The organism is Anatilimnocola aggregata, from assembly GCF_007747655.1.
Taxonomy (GTDB): domain Bacteria; phylum Planctomycetota; class Planctomycetia; order Pirellulales; family Pirellulaceae; genus Anatilimnocola; species Anatilimnocola aggregata.
In genome coordinates, this window is the sequence record NZ_CP036274.1 from 6,837,132 (window position 1) to 6,854,730 (window position 17,599).

The 17,599-nt window shown below is 55.3% G+C and carries 14 protein-coding genes; 12 read left to right on the forward strand and 2 right to left on the reverse strand.

Annotated features, from left to right (window positions below; translation table 11 throughout):
* Nucleotides 1-408 precede the first annotated feature (408 nt).
* The 11 genes from ETAA8_RS25705 to ETAA8_RS25755 all read left to right on the forward strand — a co-directional run bounded on the left by ETAA8_RS25705 (nt 409) and on the right by ETAA8_RS25755 (nt 13,192).
* On the forward strand, nt 409-1,146 hold the full coding sequence (locus tag ETAA8_RS25705) for a hypothetical protein (protein ID WP_145095405.1): 738 nt from the start codon (nt 409-411) through the stop codon (nt 1,144-1,146).
* 59 nt (nt 1,147-1,205) lie between these two features.
* Nucleotides 1,206-2,492, forward strand: a complete 1,287-nt coding sequence (gene zigA, locus ETAA8_RS25710; protein ID WP_238397567.1) for a zinc metallochaperone GTPase ZigA — start codon at nt 1,206-1,208, stop codon at nt 2,490-2,492.
* A 52-nt stretch (nt 2,493-2,544) separates the two neighbouring features.
* Entirely contained in the window at nt 2,545-3,663 is a 1,119-nt protein-coding gene (locus ETAA8_RS25715; protein ID WP_145095407.1) for an NAD(P)/FAD-dependent oxidoreductase, read from the forward strand.
* Between the two features lie 47 nt (nt 3,664-3,710).
* Nucleotides 3,711-5,363, forward strand: a complete 1,653-nt coding sequence (locus ETAA8_RS25720; RefSeq protein WP_145095410.1) for a nucleoside recognition domain-containing protein — start codon at nt 3,711-3,713, stop codon at nt 5,361-5,363.
* Nucleotides 5,364-5,366: 3 nt separating this feature from the next.
* Entirely contained in the window at nt 5,367-5,936 is a 570-nt protein-coding gene (locus ETAA8_RS25725) for a hypothetical protein (protein ID WP_145095413.1), read from the forward strand.
* 837 nt (nt 5,937-6,773) lie between these two features.
* Complete coding sequence (locus tag ETAA8_RS34935) at nt 6,774-7,385, forward strand: DUF58 domain-containing protein (RefSeq protein ID WP_202921268.1); 612 nt, start codon at nt 6,774-6,776, stop codon at nt 7,383-7,385.
* Nucleotides 7,378-9,714, forward strand: a complete 2,337-nt coding sequence (locus tag ETAA8_RS25735) for a transglutaminase-like domain-containing protein (protein WP_202921269.1) — start codon at nt 7,378-7,380, stop codon at nt 9,712-9,714. Before ETAA8_RS34935 ends, ETAA8_RS25735 begins: the two co-directional genes overlap by 8 nt.
* Nucleotides 9,711-10,703 carry an AAA family ATPase gene (locus ETAA8_RS25740; protein ID WP_145095420.1) on the forward strand — a complete coding sequence of 331 codons (993 nt, stop codon included), beginning with the start codon at nt 9,711-9,713 and terminating at the stop codon, nt 10,701-10,703. The genes ETAA8_RS25735 and ETAA8_RS25740 overlap by 4 nt, the downstream gene beginning before the upstream one ends.
* Nucleotides 10,703-11,191, forward strand: coding sequence for a hypothetical protein (locus ETAA8_RS25745; RefSeq protein WP_145095422.1), 489 nt, complete (start codon nt 10,703-10,705; stop codon nt 11,189-11,191). Before ETAA8_RS25740 ends, ETAA8_RS25745 begins: the two co-directional genes overlap by 1 nt.
* Entirely contained in the window at nt 11,184-12,731 is a 1,548-nt protein-coding gene (locus ETAA8_RS25750; protein WP_145095425.1) for a permease, read from the forward strand. Before ETAA8_RS25745 ends, ETAA8_RS25750 begins: the two co-directional genes overlap by 8 nt.
* An 8-nt stretch (nt 12,732-12,739) precedes the next feature.
* Nucleotides 12,740-13,192, forward strand: coding sequence for a Fur family transcriptional regulator (locus ETAA8_RS25755; RefSeq protein WP_261343580.1), 453 nt, complete (start codon nt 12,740-12,742; stop codon nt 13,190-13,192).
* A gap of 480 nt (nt 13,193-13,672) precedes the next feature.
* On the opposite strand, the gene ETAA8_RS25760 is transcribed toward ETAA8_RS25755, so the two are convergent.
* Nucleotides 13,673-14,407, reverse strand: coding sequence for a hypothetical protein (locus ETAA8_RS25760; RefSeq protein WP_145095430.1), 735 nt, complete (start codon nt 14,405-14,407; stop codon nt 13,673-13,675).
* Nucleotides 14,408-15,027: 620 nt separating this feature from the next.
* Between ETAA8_RS25760 and ETAA8_RS25765 the strand changes: the two genes are divergently transcribed.
* On the forward strand, nt 15,028-16,101 hold the full coding sequence (locus tag ETAA8_RS25765; protein ID WP_145095433.1) for an integrase core domain-containing protein: 1,074 nt from the start codon (nt 15,028-15,030) through the stop codon (nt 16,099-16,101).
* 29 nt (nt 16,102-16,130) lie between these two features.
* Here the strand turns inward: ETAA8_RS25765 and ETAA8_RS25770 are convergent, their stop codons facing one another.
* Nucleotides 16,131-17,207 (reverse strand): hypothetical protein, encoded by a 1,077-nt coding sequence (locus ETAA8_RS25770; RefSeq protein WP_145095435.1) that lies wholly within the window; start codon nt 17,205-17,207, stop codon nt 16,131-16,133.
* Between the last annotated feature and the right edge of the window lie 392 nt (nt 17,208-17,599).

Consider the following 17,599-nt stretch of genomic DNA (forward strand, 5'->3'; position numbering starts at 1 on the left):
ATACGACCAACATGCCGCGGTGTTATTCACCGCGTTGGAAGTTAAGTCGATGTCAGATTTTGCTTGACCTAAAGTCGCGGTTGCGTCAATATCCCGCGCAAGGTAATCGCAGATGCTCCTACCATCTCGTTACTGAACCGCTGGGAGCTGCGACGCTCTCGGCGGTTCGTCGTTCATGGCACGCTTATATACGCGCCGCAAGCGTTTATTTCCCGTTACAGCATAACCTTGCCGTGCATGGTTTCATATTCAGCCAGCCGTTTGCCACGGGCCGATAGCCGCAAATTCCGGCGAGCGGCATTTTTCCGTCGAGAGCTAACTGGCGGGTCGCTCTTATTTCATTGACAAACGATTAGCACCCCATGCACAACCCTCTTCGAACAAGTTCTCGGTTTGAAAACTGCGTAATTGCTCCTTGATTTAGCAATTACCGACACCGAGTCGGCTTCGTTTCCTAGCGAAGTCCACGCTTTACTTTGCCATTCTCGCACTCTGCTTGCCAATTATTCACGATTTGCTGACGACGCCAAATTACGACCGGCTAATCAACGAAAAGCGTCGCTACTTGCATATGTATTGCAAGTAGCTATAAATGGCGTTGTCGGTTGTGCATTTCATGCTGGCGGCTCAAGGAGATCAAAGACAATGGCCCGATTCTCTGGCTGTTGGTTCGTGTGGCTTGCAACCAACGCAGTATTGCTGGCAACGGAGCCGCCTGCGCAACCTCTCATCGCCGTCGATGGCCAAGAGGCAGAGCATTGCTTCAAAGTTCTCGGTGAAGGGGTTGTCGACATCGTGGTGTTGAACTCGATAGCGATTCCGCCAGAGCGTGCGATTGCCGGAGAGTCGTTAATTCGCGCCAACCGAGTGCCGGCAGCTTTTCTTCATTCGCGTTGCGGCGAATGCAATGTCTCGGACTTCTGGCGTGAGCGGTTGGCTCAGCAAGGGACACTTGTTGTCAAAGTAAAGCGATCAGCCGCTTGCAGGGGGGCCAGTGAAACGGATTCGCTGGTTCTCCGGCAAGTATTGGCCGTACTCATAGATATTTGCCCCGAGTCGCAAGCAGTCCTAGAGAAGAGATTCGCGATCGAGTCCGCTAGAAAATCTTCCGCTAATTGGCGCGGCATTCCGCTGGCAAATCATTGACTCGCAGAAATTACTGCCGTGAGAAGCAAAACGCCCGATATTGAAGATTGGTTCGAACTATGAAGTCCAGATCTGCACTTAAGCCCAAGAAGATGAAAGCTGCCCCAACGAAGCGTCGCAAACTGCCCGTTACGGTCCTGTCCGGGTTTTTGGGCGCAGGCAAGACCACGCTGCTGAACCATGTCTTGCACAACTGCGCCGGACTCAAAGTGGCGGTCATCGTGAACGACATGAGCGAAGTGAATATCGATGGCAGCACTGTCAAGAACGGAATGACGCAACTTAGTCGCACCGACGAAAAGCTTGTCGAAATGAGTAACGGGTGCATCTGCTGTACGCTACGCGAAGACTTGCTCGCAGAGGTCAGCCGCTTAGCAAAACAAAAGAAGTTCGATTATCTGCTGATTGAATCGACGGGTATCTCAGAACCGCTTCCGGTCGCCGAAACCTTCACCTTCCGTGATGAGGACGGGTACTGCCTGGCAGACTATGCGGAACTCGACACTATGGTCACGGTTGTCGATGCAGTGAACTTCTTGCGAGATTTTCGGTCTCTGGAAGGACTGCTGGATCGGGGGCTCGCTCTGGGTGAGGAAGATCAAAGATCCCTTGCGCACCTGTTGGTCGATCAAATCGAATTCAGCAATGTTCTGATCGTGAACAAACTCGATCTCGTCGATGAAATTGACCGCGAGCGAGTGATTGGCACCGTGCGGGCCCTGAATCCCCACGCAAAACTATTGACGGCAACGCATGGCCAGATCGACATTCAAGAGGTGATCGCTACCGGGCTGTTTAGCATGGAACAAGCCGAGGAGATGCCGACCTGGCTAAGCGAACCTCGCGAAGCCACACATTCCGAAGCCGATGAATACGGTATCACGTGTTTCGTCTATCGAGCGCGTCGCCCGTTCGAGCCCCATCGTCTTTCGAAATTTCTGCGTGACGAAAGTCGGCAGAATGGATTGCTGCGGTCGAAGGGCTATTTTTGGGTGGCCAGCCGATCTCAGCTCGTGGGTTTTTGGTCTCAGGCCGGCCGGATCTGTGAAATCAAGCCCGTGGGGCTGTGGTGGGCGGATGTGGAACGCCAGGAATGGCCCGATGATCCGGTGGCCATCGCAGAGATCGAGGCTGCCTGGGATGAGCCATTTGGCGACAGGCGGCAAGAGCTTGTTTTCATCGGTCGCAAGCTGGACCAATCTTGCTTGGTTTCCGCGCTCGATGCCTGCTTGCTAACCGATGCCGAGCTTGCACTCGGAGAGTCCCATTGGGCGCGCTTCTATGACCCTCTTCCTGTCTGGCCACAGGTGTCCGACTTAGTCCCTCCAGACGAAGTGGCGAACTAGGGCCAGACATGCACTCGTCTGCAGAGCCATTCCGCAACTTTACGGTAGTTCTATGCGTAACCGATCGATTTGGGATTGTTTGATTGTCGGGGGTGGTCCAGCCGGGCTCGGTGTGGCCATTGCACTCCGAGAGATCGGCGTAACGCGCATGACCATCCTGGAGCGGGAAGAAGTGGGGGCATCGTTCCTCCGCTGGCCGCGAGAAATGCGACTGATTACACCTTCCTTTCCAACTAACTCCGTTGGAATGCTCGATCTTAACTCGATTGCGATTGGAACATCGCCCGGCTTTTCATTGCAGACGGAGCACCCAACCGGTCGGCAGTATGCGGCCTATTTGCAGGCACTCAGCGATCACTTCGAGCTACCGGTGCAGAATGGTGTGTCTGTTGAGAAAGTCGAAGTGGATGACGATATTTTTCATTTACAGACATCTGCCGGACTGCTTCGCGCTCGGTCGGTGATATGGGCAGCCGGCGAGTTTCAATATCCGCGTATCAACACATTTCCTGGAGCAGAACTCTGCATTCACAATTCGCAGGTTGTTTCCTGGGCCAAGCTCGCGGGCCGCGAACGAATCGTCATCGGCGGGTATGAGAGCGGCTTGGATGCGGCGATTCAACTGGCAACATCTGGGACAAAAGTTCGAGTACTCGATCGCTCCGCACATTGGCAGAGTGAAGCCAGCGACCCTAGTGTAACGATCTCGCCGTTCACCCACGATCGACTTCGTCAGTCGCAAAAAACCTCTTCGATCGAACTTATCGACAACTATCAAGTTGCTAGGGTCGACCGTGGCGCGTGGCAATACCGCGTTAAATCAACGGAAGGAAAGATTCTGAAGTCCGGCAGCGTGCCAATTCTGGCCACCGGCTTTGAGGGAAGCGTGCGTCTTGTCAGAGATCGCTTTGAGTTTCGCGAGGACGGCTTCCCCATTCTCACGGCCGAGGATGAGTCAACGGTTTCTCCGGGCCTTTTCCTCGCGGGCCCGTTGGTTCGTCACGATCAGCATGTGTTTTGCTTCATCTACAAGTTTCGTCAACGCTTCGCCGTCGTTGCTAAGGCGATCGGGCAGCGATTGGCACTAGATACTGCAGCGCTGGAGAACTACCGACGTTGGGGCATGTTTCTTGATGACCTGTCTTGCTGCGGACAGGAATGTGTTTGTTAGCCGCGTTCAATGAGTTGCCTGAAGTTGCCGGAAAGAATGGAGATTCAATGAGGTCCGCCCAAGGTTCAACGGTCGTTGTGATTGGCAAAGAGAGTGTCGGTAAGTCTCAACTATTGGCGTCGTTAACGGGGTGTGCGGCATCGGTCGGGAATTTCCGGGGAACTACAGTTTCGTGCGACTGCTATCAATGCCGGGGAAAAACGTTTGTCGATACTCCTGGAATTGTTCGTCAGTCAGATTCGGAAACAACTCGACTGGCCCTGGATCGTTTGCAAGCATCGGAAGTGGTGCTGCTGGTGGCGCAGGCAACGCATCTCGATGACGATCTCGCGGAAATGTTGCCTCTGGCAGCGGGAAAACGCGGAATTGTTGCGGTGACATTCTGGGACAAGGTCCGGCAAACGTCCCAAGTCCATGAAGGCCTAGCTCTCCTTTCACGCAGGTCGGGCCTCTCGATCGTTCCACTCGATGCGAGGGCGATTGATCGCGGCGTCCGCGAAGCCGTGTTTGCGGCACTCGAAGACTCGCAGGCATTTCCGCCAAGTGGAACGCTGCCTCGCGTCGGCTGGCGAGTTGAACCGCGCGCGGGCATCTTCGAGATTCCGATCATCGGGACCATTGTGGCCGCGGCACTGCTGTTGATTCCTGCAATTCTTGCGATCACTACTGCCAACTGGTTTGCCGGAATCACCGACGCCGTTGTCAGGAGTTTTCTGGCACCACTAGTTCAGTGGCTCAACTCGTCCAGCGTTGAAGGCTCTTTGGCCAGAGCAATTCTGGCGGGTGACTTTGGTCTGTTCACCATGGGGCCTGCGCTATTTGTGTGGGCAGCTCCGACGGTGCTTCTTTACTCGGCGATGCTGGGTGCATATAAGGCAAGTGGTCTGATCGATCGACTCGATGTAGCGCTTCATCCCGTGGCGCGACCGTTGGGTCTCGCGGGGCGCGACATCATCCGCGTTTTGATGGGCTTCGGCTGCAATGTGCCGGCTGTGATCAGCACCCGTTCCTGCAGTAATTGTTCACGCGGCACCTGCATTTCCGCCATCGCCTTTGGCTCGGCCTGCTCTTATCAATTGCCCGCTGTTTTGGCGGTGTTCTCGGCCATCGGACAGCCACAATTGACGTTCGCCTATCTGGGCTATTTGTTCTTGACCACGTGTCTCTATTTGCGGATCTTCAGTCCCGCGGTGGCTCGTTCGCCGTTGAATCAACTATTGCTATCGCACCGGACATTCCTCAGCTGGCCAGCACCTTCGAGCATCTGGCGAGAAATGCGTTTGACGATTTACCAGTTCTTCTTCCGGGCTATGCCGATCTTCGTGCTTATCTCGATGGCCACCTCGATCCTTGTGTGGCTGAATGTGCTGCCGTGGCTGGCTGAGAACTTGGGTCATCTGCTGGCCGCATTTCGTTTGCCAGGCGAAGCTTCCTTGCCGATAATCATGGCGTCGCTCAGAAAAGACGGAATCCTGTTGTTTCTGGGTGGCGGTAGCAGTGCCTCAACTCCGCTAACTCCCTTGCAGGCACTGGCGGGCGTCTATCTCGCCAGTACCCTTCTGCCCTGCCTCGTTACGGTCTGGACGATTGCCCGCGAGCAGTCTGGGAAGTTCGCTGCTTGGCTCGTGATTCGGCAGGCAATTGCAGCGTGTACATTCACGTTGGTGCTGGTCTGGGCCGGATATTTGCTGGGCTGGTAGAACATGAATTCCAAGTCACTCGAACTTCGTCGTACCGGACGAATTCTCCTCGATCAAGAGCTATGGTGCTTGGGAAAGGATATCGAAAGCGGCAATAGCCTCATTCATTTTGGCTGCGAGCGCATTAGTCCGCCCAGAAACCTAAAGACCTTGCCGAGCATCTACGTTTGGCAACAAGCAGATGTCACCGTTTTGCTTCGCGGTTTTGGAGTGGGCTTTGCCAATCGCTTGGGCAGCATTTTTATCAATCGCTATTCCTTCATTCCTGCCTTAGTTAGCTCGCCCGCAATGTGGCGAAGAGTCTGGCGTATCGAAGACTTGGAGTTGCCACCGACCTCGCGTTCACGGGCGTCGATCGGTTTGAAGTGGCAACTCGCGGCCGAGAGCTGCCGCTGGATGGCGATTTACGAACAGTGGATTGCAGCCACTCGCCGTCAACACTATCGGCTTCAACTATTGCGCGAGCGAGAACAGGCGAAACTCCCTAGCCTCGGGACTGCAAATGTCGCCAAAGTGTGGAAGCAACTGGCGACCGCTTGCGACCAACACGCACTTCACTGGCAAGCCCGGTAGCATTCTCTGTTCCACAAAATTCACACAGGCTTCTCTTGCAGTTGTTGTGCATTTGCGTACATTGGTCGATATGGCTGGCTTTTGGCATCCCAATTGGCACGTTCCATGTCGCTTGAAATTCGTCGACAACCCAATCGCGAAAGTCGTCCGTCAATGGCAGGATGGACGGCTGTCGCTTCGGACGCGCTAACTCGTGATTTCTGTCCAGCCGTAAACCGGTACGTCTACTGGCTGAAGCATCCTTGGGTTGTACTGGGACTTGCTGCGTTCGTGTCGGCTGTTATTGGCTGGAGCGGACTGAGGCAAGGCTACGTTGTCTGTGCTGCCGTTCTAGCCGTCTTGACGCTAGGTACGCTCTGGCCCTGGATCGGTATGTTCGGCATTCGAGCAACACTTCGTTTTGAGCAGCGACAAACTCGCGAACATCGCCCGACAACTGCGATCCTAAACGTCACTAATCGGATGCCGTGGCCTGCTTGGGGATTCACACTCGAACGTGGATTCCGAGCTGCAGCGGTTGTTGAGGTAGGGGCAGCCAGTCGAGAGACGTCTCCAGCCCATGACATTGCGGTGGCCCTCGCCCAAATTCCTGCGCGATCTCAGGCCGAGTTTCGCTGGGAATTTACGCCCGAGGTGCGTGGCGATTATCCACTTCAGTTGCCGCTTCTAAAGACCTCGTTTCCCTTCGGGTTGTGGGAACAATCTTGCCCAGTAGAGGTCGCATCCCGGCTCCTCGTGGGGCCTAAGGTCATTCCGCTCTCTCCGTTGGACCTTCATCAGGGAGGTCGAACATCGCTAGGAGCGTTGTCGGATCAGCGGTCCGGGTACGAAGGCGATGTGCTCGGAACCCGAGCGTTTCGCGCCGGCGACCTGTTGCGACACGTTCATTGGGCTCAGACCGCGCGGCAAGGAAAGCTCATCGTCGCCGAACGGCAGGCCAACCTAAGTAAGGAAGTTCGGGTGAGTTTCGATACCGACACGATCAATCATTTCGGTGTCGGTACCAATGCATCCTTTGAATGGGCGATTCGAATCGCTGCCAGCTTTTGCCAAACTTTACTCCGGCATGACATCGCACTCACCTTGGTGGCTGGCGATCAGCGGATTCGCCCCGTCGCCGGTGAACCGGGCCAGCAGCAACTGCTGGAACTCTTTGCTCGGCTGAAATTGCAAGATGATGGCGACTTTAGCGATGGTGGAAAAATTCCCAGCCAGACACGGGGAGATCGTTTGTCGCCAGCACTTGAGATTGTAATTACGACGGAACGAGGGATTGCCCGCTGGTCGCAGGAGCAGAGTGCGAATCGCATTGTCGTTTGCCTCCAAGTAAATGAGGGGCAACACGGTTCTACCGAGACTTGCTTACCAGTTATCGTCTCCGAATCTCTGTTTGAGAGCTTCTCGTCGCAATGGCAAGACTTCCAGCGCAGGGAGTTGGCACATGCGTAGTGAAGCCCTTCGCTCTTCGACCTGGGCTCTCGCTTTCTTGGCCACGCTGGCTCTCGAATTCGCACGTGCCGAGTACGAAGAAACCAGCCTGCTGCGCTGGAGTATCACTGGAGCGACGTTCGCAGTCTGCGTTTTGGCCGGTCGATTCTTGCGCCACGATCGAGCGATGTCGCCTGGTTTGGGAGTTCTCGCGGCTTGCTTGTTGGTAGTACTCGCTGGTCTGCCACCGGTGTACGAGTGGGTGTCTCGACGATTCTTTGATGTTGGGGAATCGCCTGAATTGGTGCAACTCGTCGCGCTCCGCAACGTGATGCTCGGTCTTGCAGCAATTTCATTCGTTCCCGGAACCAGTCGACTAAGCTGTGCGGTGAGTGTGTTTGTGGCCCTGGGCGCGCTGATGTTTTTGGGCAGTTGGCCCGGACAACTCGTGTTACTTTTGTACGGCTTCGTCGGCATGTGGTGGTTGCTGGGAGCGAACTGGGAAAGGATGCAAGGGCATCTCCCGATTGCTTCTCATCGCGATTTCCCACTCGCCGCCAGTTCGGGCAGCGTCCTGCTGGTCGTGCTACTCGCGGTAGCAGCGGCTGCCTTGGCGGGCAACTCTCCAATCGGCTCGCAACTCACCGGATATTTCTGGGGAGCGGGAGGTAACGGCCACAGTGATCTGTTTGCCAGTCGCGGAATTGGCAATGGTGAACAGTTAGTCGCCGCCACGCAGCAGGCCAGCACGTTTGGTGCAGTTGAGAGCGAGCTCTTCCTCGATTCTGAGAAGCCTAGCCTGTACGACGTATTTAACGATCTCTATGGCGACGAAATCAAGCGACTCGATGAAGTCGAGCGGACAATTGCACTCTCTCAAGACGTGTTACCACCTCAGCACCAGCATGCCACCGAAGAACAGCAGGCGGGACGAACTTTTGCCGCAGTTCGGCGGCGTCGAGCAAAAAGTGAGCAGCGAGCGTCCGCAGGTTCCGCCAATTCTGCGTTGATTCTGGTCGAGGGTCGGGTTCCTTTGCACCTCAGGCTAGAGACGTTCGCTTCTTTCGATGGTCGTAACTGGTCTCATGCTGAGAATCGAATCGCTTCGGACGCAATCAGCCTGTCAATCGTCTCTCGCCAGGAAAAGCCTTGGGTAATGCTCAGCCAGTCGTCGGCTGAATCTGACTCAGTCAATTTATGTAATCCAGAGCATCATGTGCTCAAGGTCATTCGGCTCGCGACGAACCGGGTTCCCACTCCTGCTCATTTGACCGCTGCCCACATCGACTTCGTGGACGAAGCTGGGTTTTACGGTTGGACGAAGGATGATGTGCTATGTCTGTCTCAGCGGACTTCAATCCCATCGCTTCAGGTCATCCACCTGGAATCGCGGTCCTTTGACATCGAGAAACTGACTGCAGTGCCTTTCGGACCAGAGCCTGAAAGCTCGCAACGCGATGACGAAATCGCAGAACTAGCGCGCATGTGGACGAACGGAGTTCCTGCAGGGCGTCATCAAATCGAAGCGATCGTTGCGAAACTCAATGGCCCTGAATTCAAGCTCGATCCGGAATTCACCGCCCCGGCCGATTGTCAAAACGTGGCAGCACATTTTCTGTTCGAGTCGCAGCGTGGTCCCGACTATCTATATGCCACGAGCGCGGTCCTGATGTTGAGATCGCTGGGTTACCAAGCCCGGCTGGCAACTGGCCTTTATGCACGGCCGGAGCGCTATGATCGCGTCCGGCGACAAACACCCGTCTTGCCGAACGATGCTCACGTCTGGGCGGAAGTGCGCGTTGGGTCAGGCTGGCTGACCATCGAGCCGACGCCCGGCTACACCGTGTTGCCCCCGCTGAGAACATGGTCGGAACATGCAACGTTGCTATTCTCGAAGATCGCGATTTGGGTTTGGAACCGGCCATTGCTTTCGTTGTTGATTGCAATTCTCTCAGTCACTGCAGCTCGCCTGCGTCGAGAAATCATCGACTTCGTTCTGTGGCTGTTCTGGCAACTCAGGTGCTGGTGGTCACCGGCTCATCAGGTCTTCGCCACTCTCTGGTTGCTGGAATTGCGTGGACGACTTGCTGGAATGCCCCGACCGTCGTCAACGACGATCTCGATGTGGTATCCCGCGATTGCCAAGGGTATCTCGGGTGAGGCATTCGAGGCGAGTGAGCAACTTTGCAGTCGGCTTGAGCGTTACTTGTATTCAGCCGCTGCAGGCCAACACGCGGCCAACTCGCCTAGCGACCTCGAAACCTGCCGTCTCGTCCTGCAACATCTGTCGCTGGGCGCTTTTAGCTGCGCTCGAAGAAATCATTTCCCCTCACTGAACGGCTTGGCATGACCGCTGCAACTCAACATCTACTGAAGAGAAAACAATCAGCCAGCGAATGCGAGCATCAGCCGGCGATTGACGCCCTGCGCCGAGCACTTAATGCGTCTTTGCTCGGCAAAGAGGCTGTCATCGAACTTGTCCTCGCTTGCTTACTGGCACGAGGGCACCTGCTATTTGATGACCTTCCTGGACTTGGCAAGACGACGCTTGCCAAAGCGCTCGCCCATGCCGTAGGTGGCCGCTTCTCGCGTGTGCAATGCACTCCGGACTTGCTGCCAACCGACATCACGGGTTTCAATGTCTTCAATCAGCAATCCCGAGAGTTTGAGTTCCTCGAAGGGCCCGTCTTCGCTGATGTGCTCCTGGCGGACGAAATCAATCGGGCTACGCCACGCACGCAAAGCGCTCTCTTTGAGGCGATGGCAGAACGCCAGGTCACGATCGATAGCAAGAGCAGAAAGCTTCCCGATTCATTCTTTGTCATTGCCACACAGAATCCAGTGGAAAGCCACGGTGCGTACGCACTTCCCGAGGCGCAGCTGGACCGCTTCGCGATGAAACTGCGAATCGGTTATCCCGACCGGGCGAGTGAGTTGCAAATGCTGGCCGCCAACGTCGGGCCTGCCATGCGTGCCCCTTCATCAGAATCAGTGGTTACGCCGCAGCAACTTCGCAGGCTTCAAGAGCATGTGGCCAGCGTCGCGGTTAGTCCCATCGTTGCCGAATACCTACTCGACCTGGCGCAAGCCACGCGGAATCATCGCGAGATCGCTTTAGGGTTGTCGCCCCGAGGACTGCTTACCTGGCAGCGTGTCGCACAGGCGCGAGCGCATCTTGCCGGCAGAGACTTTGTGATCCCCGATGACGTGCAAGATGTGGCGTTGGCAGTTCTCTCGGTGCGACTAAACGGCGATCACTCACAGGTCTCAGCGATTGTGAAGCAGGTTATCGCCTCGGTGTCCGTGCCAGTCAAAGCTAACTTTGTGGGAGCCCGCTGATGATGATCTGCTACCCTCACCCCAGTTTAATTCTAGGTCTACTGTCGCTTGTTGGCGGTATTGTTGGCTGTGGTTCAGAAGCGAAGTCAGATCACTTGGAACATCACGTCCCTGCGCATCGGCCGCACGATCTGGGCGAAGCGGTTCAAGTGATTCTGGTTCGTTGGGAAGCGCTCGAAAGGGAGTGGCAGGCAGACCCGGTCGCTGCCCGGCAGAAGCTCTCGGAGTTAATCGACATTGTGCGCTGGCTGCCGGAGATCGCCGCCGACAGTGACCTGGCCGAGGCCGATTGGAATCGGGTTCAAGCCATCTCCAATGCCTGGCTCGATGATCTGGTGCCCCTTTCACGCAGCGCGGCGACGGCAACGACATCGTTCCCAAAATTTACAGCGAACGAACAGCTAGAGGTCTTAAAAGGGCTTGCGCCCAAGGCTCACCGCGAACACGGACACACGCACGACCACCATCACGGACATTCCCATGACTGAAATCTTTTGGGGCTTCATCCTGCGTTTTCTGCAAGCTCTGACGTCAGCGGGACCAACCATTTTGGTCGGCCTGATCGTGGCGGGCGTGCTGGAAAAATTGTGTGGCTACGAGCAAACTCGCCGGGTCTTCGGTGGCAAGGGAGTGAAGTCCCTGATTATTGCGTGGGCTTGGGGCATGTTGTTGCCGGTTTGCTCCGTCGGAGTGATTCCGATTCTGCGAGTCATGCGCCGGTCTGGTTTGTCGGGCGGGACGATTCTGGCATTTGCGTTATCCGCCCCCATCTTTAACCCCATTTCGCTGTTGTATGGACTCACTCTCTCCAGACCTTTTGTGATCGTCGCGTTCGCCGCTTGCTCGCTGGTGGTCGTAACGAGCGTTGGATTGTTGTGGGACTGGTGGTTTCCAGATCAACAACAATTGCGAGAGCCGGAAGCAACACCAGCGCCTGGCCTTAAAAGAATGGCAGCCGTCGGCATGACTGCCCTGCGAGAATTGACGGGCCCATCACTGGTATTCATTTTAATCGGCTTGGGCTGTTCGGCCCTGTTGGCAGCCATCTTGCCGCACGGCTCGCTGCAGCGTTCGATGAACGCCGACAATCCCTGGGCACCTGTCACCATGCTCGGCGTTTCGATCCCGATCTATGCTACTCCCATGTTGGCCATGAGCCAGTTGGGATCGATGTTCCAGCATGGTAACTCAACTGGCGCATCGTTGGTGTTATTGGTGTTCGGTACGGGCTTGAGTGTCGGAACACTCGCATGGATCACTACGAACTACGGTTGGGCGAGGAGTGCTGTCTGGCTTGCGCTCATGTCATCCAGTGTGCTGCTACTGGCCTACATCGTTGACAAACCTCTCTACCCCAGCGATGTGGAAGCTGCCGATCACACCCATGCGTTTGATATTTACACCTCTCCGTTCACGGGAGCACTAGTCGACCCGGTCGACGAAATGCGAATGCGGCTGATCAATTCCATACAGCCCTATGAATGGCGGGTTGTTTACTTACTGGCGGGATTGCTGGCGGTGGGGCTAGTCCTGCGACGTTTCAATCGCGCCGGCGCCATCGATCGGTGGCTACAACAGCAACCAGAAACGTCGGGCAAGAGCTTAGACGTCGCGATCCCCGCACCAGTTCTCGGTGGCATTGCGATCGTTGCGCTCATCGGCTTTAGCATCGCTGGTTGCTACATCTACTATCCGCCTCCGAGCGTCGTGTTCGAGGAGCTAGAACAAGTACGCGTGGGTGCGATCTACGCTGCGCGACATGGCGAAGTGCGGCAGGCCGAGCATCACATCGCTCTTTGGGACGAATGGTCCCGAAAGCTCGAAGTTGGGGTTTACCTGCGAACTTTCGCAGTCAGAGACTTTCAGGCTATGAAGGGGCGCATTCTGCGAGAGAAACTCGAACTATTGCGCCATGAGATCGAAGACGGCGATCGGGCTGCGGTGGATGCTATGTTACGCGAAGTCCAGCAATCTCAAAGTCGTTGGCAGCAAGCGTTCACACCAACTACAGCCGCTCAGCGATCGTGAGGATCAACGTGTCTCTTGAAGGTAGAGCCAAGGACTCGCGCTCTCGCTGGCGCGCATTGCTCCGCGAAAGGGGGCTCAAATGCACCGAGCAAAGGTTGGCAGTCCTGCAAACACTGGAGACCGCAACTGCTCCCCTGTCGCATCGCGACCTGCTCGACCGACTCGACGAATACCAGTGGGATTCAACGACGGTGTTTCGCAATCTGGTGAATCTCAGCGAAGCGGGAATTGTCTCCCGGCTCGATTTAGGCGATCACACTTGGCGATTTGAACTTCTTGTAACGATCGAGCGCGAAACGCCTCGCCATGCTCATTTTCTCTGCATTAGTTGTGGAGCCATCGAATGCCTGGCAGATTTTCCCCTGGCAGAGACCACGAGCCAGTTGCATTTTGCAGTCGGCCGGCGCTCCATTGACGATGTCCTCGTCAAAGGGCGCTGTACAATCTGCGTGAAGAACTGAAGCGGTTGCTCTCCCCACCCAAGACAGAATGGCTTGAATTGTTAATTTCGCACGCCACACCGCTGCAAATGCACAATCAGTGCATTAAGCTGCGTTCACGACGATGATAAACCTCCCCCCGCAGGACTCGAACAACCGCATGTATCTGCTGAGATTCCGTTAGGGGACAAGACGGGCGAAGCAAATGTCGAAGCAATTTCCTCCGAACAACCATCTGACACTCGGCTGCTGGCAATTGTCGCCGAGTGGTCGAAGTTGCCTGAGGCAATCCGAGTGGCCATACTTGCAATGGTAAATGCAGAAAAGTCAATAAATACTAAACAAGAGATTATCTAACATAAAAATAATTTGATAGCAAGCTATTCAGTATCTGACTGTTACATGAGGTGCAAATGTAGTGGAGTGGGTCAAATCTCGTCCCAAGGTAGGGGCGTCTCTGCGTATTCGGCCAACGCCCTATCGGCTCTGAATTGCAGACAATTATTCCCCATTGCCGCCGAGCCTATCGCCTAGACTTTGCAACTTCCGAACTAGCTCCTCTTGTTGCGCTGACTTTTCCTTGTCAACGTCCACGCGAGCGGACGAGAACCACCATAACTCATCGCCGACTTCGAATTGCTCAAACCTGACTTCAGTTATCCATACACCGAACCGCCACTCAGCAAACATTGTCCGTTTGCCAAAAGCCCCGCCGTCCGCGTATCGCAGTACCGTATACTCTTTGCCCAACTCTCTTTGGACCGCCTCAAGGGTCTGCCCTCGGTGTAGGCGGGCACATTTCTTGGCAAATTGAGCCTGAGCCTTTAGGTGCTCAATACTGGGCGAAAACGCATTCTCCACTTCGCGCTGCACAACATCACCGAGGATGTTAAACGCTTTATCGTTTTGTTCCTTAAATTTCGCTAAGTCGTCGTCAAGTTGCTTGAGTCGCTGCTTCTTAGCGACAGATTCGGAATGACTTATCCATAACACTGCTGCAATCAGTGCCGCGACTATTGCCGAGGAAATGATGAGGCGGCGACTAACGACTGGTACTCGTGACGTCTGCTGCCGAAACTGTTGCAGCCACTCATCGCGTTGCCCTTGGCAGTCTGAAATGGGCTGTCCAGCTAGCCGCAGTGAATCGTCGTTCGTTGTCATAGGAAACAAAAACAGGAGCGCCGGAAACCAAGGCCGCTCCCCGAACGCCCGCCAAGGCGCAAAGTTGAACAGCACCTGGCCCCGACGCTTCCTTTCGGGAGCGCGGGTCCAAGTAGCTGCTTCAACTCTGAAGGAGCCTTTCGGCTCAGTTTGGCGGTTTTCGGGGAAGCAGAACCTGACGCTCGCGCGTCAATCAAAATGTCTCAATGCCGTTTCGGCGTGCTCGTTGCCTTTCTTAGTCTGAGTCAGAATTCCAAAACTCGGAATCCAAATGTGTTAGATGCATCACCCGTATTCGGGCAATTCAGTTCGCAAGTATAGCTGCCGACATATCGAATTTGCAATTTCCAAGATCTCCCCGTGCACAACCCTCTTCGAACAAGTTCTCTGTTTTGAAAACTGCGTAACTGCTTTTGAGGGCAGAACTTGCTGATTTCGAGTCCCGTTCGGTGTCACTAACGAACCCAACGCTTTACTAGCATTTGGGGCGAACCGGTTAACAGAATAGAGAATTTTCGGGCGCTCTCTGCGCGCTCTCTGTTTGCTTGCGACTTTCTCATGAGTTGCTGACGAGGCCAGAATCCCAACCGACGCATCAATGGAAATCGAAGTACGTTTTAGATGGCCGATGGTGCCCCGGGGTGCAAAAAAGAACGCACTCCCCTCATTCACTGCCTGAAATCCAGTGTAATTCGATGGTCAACATCTTTCAGTCCCTGCTGCTCGTGATCGCCGGCGCCACACAGAAAGATCTGGCCCGCCAGGTCAAATACCTGAAGGTGGAGAACCAAATCCTCCGTTCCAGGCTGCCCAAGAGAATCGTCTGCACGCCGAAGGAACGTGTTCGCTTAATCAAGTTCGCGCGGAACCTGGGCGGCAAGGTCCTGCGCCAACTGACCACAATCGTTGCCCCCGAGACTCTCCTCGGCTGGATTCGGGCCGAGAAGAAGCCGAAACCGCAGAAACGAAAACGAGGCCGGCCGAATACGCCCGAACAGATACGCCAGCTCATTCTGCTGATGGCCCGGGAGAACCAGTGGGGTTATACCCGCATCATGGGCGAATTGAAGAAGCTCGGCATCAAACCACCCAGCCGGAACACAGTAAAGAGCATTCTCAAAGCAGCTGGCTACGAACCGGGCCCGCGGCGTGGTGAGGGAACCTGGGACGACTTCCTCAAGCAGCACGCCGCGTCGTTATGGCAATGTGACTTCTTCTCCAAGCGAATCCTCACGCTGAAGGGGATCCGCGAGGTCTTCGTACTGGCCTTCATCCACGTGGAAACCAGGCGTGTGATCCTCTCGCAATCAACGTTCCAGCCGAATGAAGCATGGGTTGTCGCCCAGGCTGCGGCATTCGTCGAACAAGCACGTACTCAAAAGCTTCGCGTCGCGACCGTGCAGCGTGACCGCGACACCAAGTTCACGAAGGCCGTCGATCAAGTGCTCCGTTCAAAACGAGTGAAACCGAAGGTGAACGAGTTCCGCAGTCCGAACACAAACGCCTTCGTCGAGCGTTTCGTGCAATCAATTCAGCAAGAGTGTCTCGATCGGTTCGTGATCTTCGGCGAGAAGCACATGGATCACGTGTGCCGCGAGTACTTGGAACATTACCATTCAGAACGGCCGCACCAGGGCATAGGGATCGGGAACGAACTGCTGGTCCGAAAGCACAATCTAAAACCGGCTGAAGCAATCCTACTGAACGAGATTCAGTGCTCAGAGCGACTTGGCGGATTGCTGAAGAGCTACCAGCGGAAAGCGGCGTAAAGACACCTAGTTTGGCAACCATAGATTGCTCAGCGTGGTTGTCGCGGCCTGAATGATTCCAAATAGGACACCCAATCGTCTTCGCACTCCCGCGTGAGCTGTGCAAGCTCTTTATCCGTCAGTGAAAATGTCGGAAGTGCCCGGTTCTCGGAGAGTGGGGCGATGGAATCCAAGTAGCTCTCCGCCCAGCGGAGCCAGCGACCGAGCTCGCTTTCGTCGTCGATCTGGCCGGTACGGCGCAAGGCCTCTTGGCGGACGGCAGCAATGTACTGCTTGATCTGTTCGGATTTGTGCCAACGCGGCACAACCTTGTGCAAACGCTCTTCACGTACGGATTCCGTCCGCCGCACAATCTCTAACTCGAGCGATTTTCGTCGTCGATTCTCTTTTGCGATTGCCTCAAGACGTTCCCGCTCCGCTTGCTGCCGCTGCGCGTCGACAGCGTGTAGCATGTCCACTACAAGCTCATTCAGACGATCTTCGACCCGGGCCTTCTTCGTGTCAGCAATTTTGCCTGTCGAATAGTACGAGTCGCGATCCAAGTGTACTTCCAGAATTCCGCTGGGGACGTGTTCGTAATCCCGTGGCCTGCTCCAACGCCACCGTTCGGCCTCGAGCTTTTCCTGCTTGGTGAGCTCACGTGTTCTCCGATTCGAAGGCTCCCAAACAGAAATGCGAAATTCTCGATCGAGCACGCGGACTTTGGCGTCTTTCTGTTTCGTGCCAACAGCCAACAGCTCGTAACCTCGGGACTTGAACGCCTTCACAAGACTTTGGAGAAGCAGTAGCGCTCGCTGGATGTTTCCCTTCGAAACGCCGACCTCGAAGCAAGCTGCCGCAAAATCATAGCGTCGCGAGACACGGCCATACTCGTCCGGATCTCGGTGTGATAGCGATTCACGAATTGCGGTAACCAGCGGGTCCGCTCCGCGCAGATCCGTGACGCACTCGATCCGATTCTCTGGCAGCAGCTCGTATGCGATCAACTCTGCGATCGCGGGATCGTTCGCAAGGCACACATCCGGCGACTTAACTGGTTTACGTGCTTGGCGCAGTTGGATCTTCCCGAGCGATTGATCTTTGAGCGGCGGCAACGGCCAGCGCAAGACTTGCTTCCCGTTCTCCAGTTTTGCCCAGTAACCTCGGGAAGGGCGGGGGATCTTGTGCTTCTTGCAAACCTTTGCAAGGCCGACATCTGACATCCCGAATTCGACTGCCAGCTTTTGCATCGGAGTGGCCCAAACTCTGTTGTATAGCTCCTCCCGGGACAGCGCAACTTCCGATGATGAGACGTTCATTCGGCTTATAACCTCAGTGCCTGCGAGAAATTTGCCGCTGCAATTTTAGTTCTTTTCCGAGTCGATCGTGAAGCAGCCTATCGACCAAAGCCGTTGGGGGGGAGTTGAACATCTGTGGGCGAAAGGCGCCTTCTAGCACTCGTTGGCCATTGCGATCGTTCGCACAACGTCTTCAGCCTGTGGAAGCCTTGCAATCAGCT